The sequence below is a fragment of the Muriicola sp. genome (assembly GCF_041567615.1).
Classification (GTDB): Bacteria; Bacteroidota; Bacteroidia; order Flavobacteriales; family Flavobacteriaceae; genus Muriicola.
This window is the reverse complement of sequence record NZ_JBFGBM010000211.1, coordinates 1-3947: the sequence shown is the minus strand read 5'-3', so window position 1 is coordinate 3947 and position 3947 is coordinate 1. Positions and strand designations below refer to the sequence as shown.

Genomic DNA, 3947 nt, shown 5'->3' with positions numbered 1-3947 from the left:
GTGTCACTGCATCTGTACAATATTCCCGATGGCTCTCTCAGGGATATCGAACTCCCTGATGCCTATTATATCCCCCGCATCTTATGGAAAAACAACCCGAATGAACTGAGCGTGCGAACCCTGAACCGGGCCCAAAACCACTTGAAAATGTACACTGTTAAAGGTGATGACGCTTCCGTTTCCCTCTTGCTGGAGGAAGAGGATGACGCTTATGTGGATATCACGGACGACCTCACTTTTTTGGAAGACGACAGTTTTATCTGGACGAGCGAAAAGGACGGCTTTAACCATATGTACCTCTACAACCGGGATGGGAGCCTGAAAAGGCAACTCACCTCCGGGCCCTGGGAAGTGACCAGCTACTACGGCTATGACCCGGGCAAAAGGGCGATTTTCTACCAGAGCACTGAGAACGGGTCCATCAACCGGGACGTCTACAGGGTAGGGATCAACGGAAGAAATAAAAAACGCCTCACCACACTTACGGGAACGCATAACGCCGATTTCAGTACTAACTTCACCTATTTCATCAACACCTATTCCAGTGCGGAAACCCCATATGTCTATACCCTGCACAGGGCCTCAGACGGGGAGAAGGTCAGAGATATTCTGGACAATTCGGCCCTCTCGGAAAAATTGAAAGGGTACAAGACCAGTCCGAAGGAATTCTCTACCATTCAGATCAACGGGTACGACCTCAATATGTGGATGATCAAGCCGGCTGATTTTGATCCCAAAAAATCCTATCCGCTCTTCCTATTCCAGTACAGCGGACCCGGGTCCCAGCAGGTGGCCAACCGCTGGTGGGGCAGTAACGATTACTGGCACCAGATGCTGGCGCAGCAGGGGATCGTTGTGGCTTGTGTTGATGGCAGGGGTACCGGTTACAAAGGCAGGGATTTTAAGAAGATGACCTACCGGGAATTAGGCAAGTACGAGGTGGAGGACCAGATCGCCGTGGCTTCAACACTGAGCGAATATCCCTGGATCGATGCGGATCGCACCGGGATCTGGGGCTGGAGCTACGGGGGCTTTATGTCCTCCAACTGTATCCTCCAGGGAAATGAGACCTTTGAACTGGCCATTGCCGTGGCTCCTGTGACCAGCTGGAGGTTTTACGACACCATTTACACCGAGCGCTATATGGGTACCCCCCAGGATAATCCCAACGGGTATGACGATAACAGTCCGCTTACTTACCCCGCCATGCTCAAAGGAGATTACCTGCTGATCCACGGCTCCGGGGATGATAACGTGCATGTGCAGAATACCATGCGCATGATCGAAGAACTGGTGCAGGCGAACAAGCAATTTGACTGGGCCATTTATCCCGATAAAAATCACGGGATCTACGGCGGCAACACCCGGCTACAACTCTATACCAAAATGACCAATTTTATAAAAGACAAACTATAAACAAACCGAGCAATCATCATGGCAACGACGACAAAACTACCTACCCAAAAACAGCTTTTCGGCCATCCAGTAGGCCTGTATATCCTGTTCTTCACCGAAATGTGGGAACGGTTCTCCTATTACGGTATGCGGGCCATCCTGGTCCTCTACCTGGTGGCCAGAACCACGGAAGATAACCCGGGCCTCGGCTGGACCAACGGGGAAGCCCTGGCCCTCTACGGCTGGTATACCATGCTGGTATACGTGGCCTCCATTCCCGGTGGCTGGATCGCGGACAAGTTCCTGGGGCAGAAGAAGTCCGTACTCTACGGGGGGATCCTCCTGGTGATAGGACACAGCGTTCTCGCCATAGAACAGATGTGGGCGTTCTATTCCGGCCTTGGGTTCATCATCGCAGGTGTTGGGATGCTCAAACCCAATATCTCGACCATGGTGGGCGGGCTATACAAGCAAGGCGACATCCGAAGGGATAAAGGATTCACCATTTTCTATATCGGGATCAATATAGGGGCCTTCCTCTCCAGCCTGATCGTGGGAACGGTAGGGGAGGTCTACGGGTGGCATTACGGGTTCGGGCTGGCCGGGATCGGGATGGCCCTTGGCCTGCTGCAGTACCTGCTGGGACAGAAATACCTGAAACACGTGGGGAACTTCCTGGGGGCCTCAGAGGACAAAGTGGAAAAAGAGGCCATGAAGAGGCCGCTGACCAAGGTGGAGAAGGACAGGGTGATCGTACTCTTTATTTCCTTTGCCCTGGTCATCATTTTCTGGGGGGCTTTTGAACAGGCCGGCGGACTGATGAATATCTACGCCTCCGAAAAGACGGACCGTATGCTGTCATTCTCCCTGCCCTTCATAGGCAACGAGATTCCGGCCTCGTGGTTCCAGTCGCTCAACGCCATGTTCATCATCTTCCTGGGAACCTCAGTGGCGGGATACTGGGCGCGCAGGAAACTCAAGGGAAAACTTTCTACCGGACTCTTTAAGATGATCCTGGGTCTGATCATCATGGGAACCGGATTTTTCTTTATGTCTGCCGCCGCAGTGGAATACAACAATGAAGGCGCCTCCGCCATGTACTGGCTGGTGCTGGCCTATCTTTTCCACACCGTGGGTGAACTGTGTATCTCGCCGGTGGCCCTTTCCTATATCACCAAACTGGCCCCCCTCAAATACGCTTCCTTTATGATGGGGATCTATTTCGCCATGACCGGTTTCGGCAACAAACTGGCCGGCTTACTCGGGGAATCGGCCTCAGAGTTTGGAGAGTTTGCTGTCTTTACCGGGATAGCGTTGTTCTGTATTGTCTTCGGATTCCTGGTCATGTTGTTCAGGAAAAAACTGGAGGCACTCACCCATGGTGCCGAGGATGATGAACACGTTGTCGGTCCGGACGAAGCCTAAGTATAACACCTAAAAACAGGAGGAATGAATACAGATATAGAGAATCTATTCAAGGACAAGGTACTGGGCCATCCCGCCGGCCTCTTTGTACTCTTCTTTACTGAGATGTGGGAACGATTTTCCTTCTACGGCATGCGGGTGTTGCTGGTGCTTTTCCTGACGGCACCTATCCTCGACAGCAATCCGGGGTGGGAATGGCCAAGGGAACACGCCCTGGCCCTGATCGGGACCTATGCCTCCCTCCTGTATCTCACGCCTATCCTGGGGGGATACATCGCTGACAAGTTTATCGGCTATAAGAAAGCCATCATCATAGGGTGTGCCATTATGACTTTGGGGCACGCCTGTATGGCCCTGGAAACGGTGTGGAGCCTGTATTCGGGACTGGCCCTGCTGGTCATTGGAACGGGATTTTTTAAGCCTAATATGACGGCAGTAATCTCAGAGATGTACAGGGGGAAGGAATCCAAAAAGGACGGGGCCTACACTATTTTTTATATGGGCGTGAATGCAGGTGCTTTCTTCGGGATGATGCTGTGTGGGTACCTGGCAGAGAACTACGGATGGGCCTGGGGCTTTGGCCTGGCCGGGATCTTTATGTTCTTCGGTATGCTGCAGTTCTGGCTGGCCGGGAGCCTGTTTGGGAGAATAGGGGACAAACCCCTGAAAGCTTCCGAATTCACAGACAACGTGGAGGAGCAGGAAGTGGAAGAGAAATTGAATCCTTTTACCAAATTTGACTATCTCCTTATCGGCCTCTCTTCTCTGGGCGGCCTCCTTTACCTCTTCAACGATCCCCTTTCCAAGATCGAGAATATAAACTTGCTGGATTTTAGCCTGTTCGGATATGACGGGTCCATCGAAGTGGTCATGATCTCCCTTGTCCTTTTCCTTATCCTGATCATCTCCAGGACTCTGCGGTATACTCCCGTGGTGAGGAATCGCATCTTTGCGGTTTCCATCTTTGGCCTTTTCACGGTGATCTTTTTCGCCACTTTTGAACAAAACCTGGGGACGATGACCATCTTTGCCCGGGACTATACGGACAGGATGCTTACCGGGTCTGCATCCATGGTCTTCAAGGTGGTGGATGCCCTGCTGACCACCGTCCCCATGATGATCATCAC

General features: G+C 52.1%; 3 protein-coding genes. All 3 read left to right on the top strand.

From position 1 onward, the window contains the following. A partial coding sequence (locus ABYP73_RS11925) for a prolyl oligopeptidase family serine peptidase (protein WP_372974474.1) occupies positions 1-1416 on the top strand: 1416 nt, incomplete at its 5' end. 18 nt (positions 1417-1434) lie between these two features. Continuing rightward, positions 1435-2820, top strand: a complete 1386-nt coding sequence (locus ABYP73_RS11920; protein ID WP_372944561.1) for a peptide MFS transporter — start codon at positions 1435-1437, stop codon at positions 2818-2820. A 24-nt stretch (positions 2821-2844) separates the two neighbouring features. Then, positions 2845-3947 (top strand): peptide MFS transporter (locus tag ABYP73_RS11915; RefSeq protein WP_372974473.1); only part of this gene is annotated, 1103 nt, incomplete at its 3' end.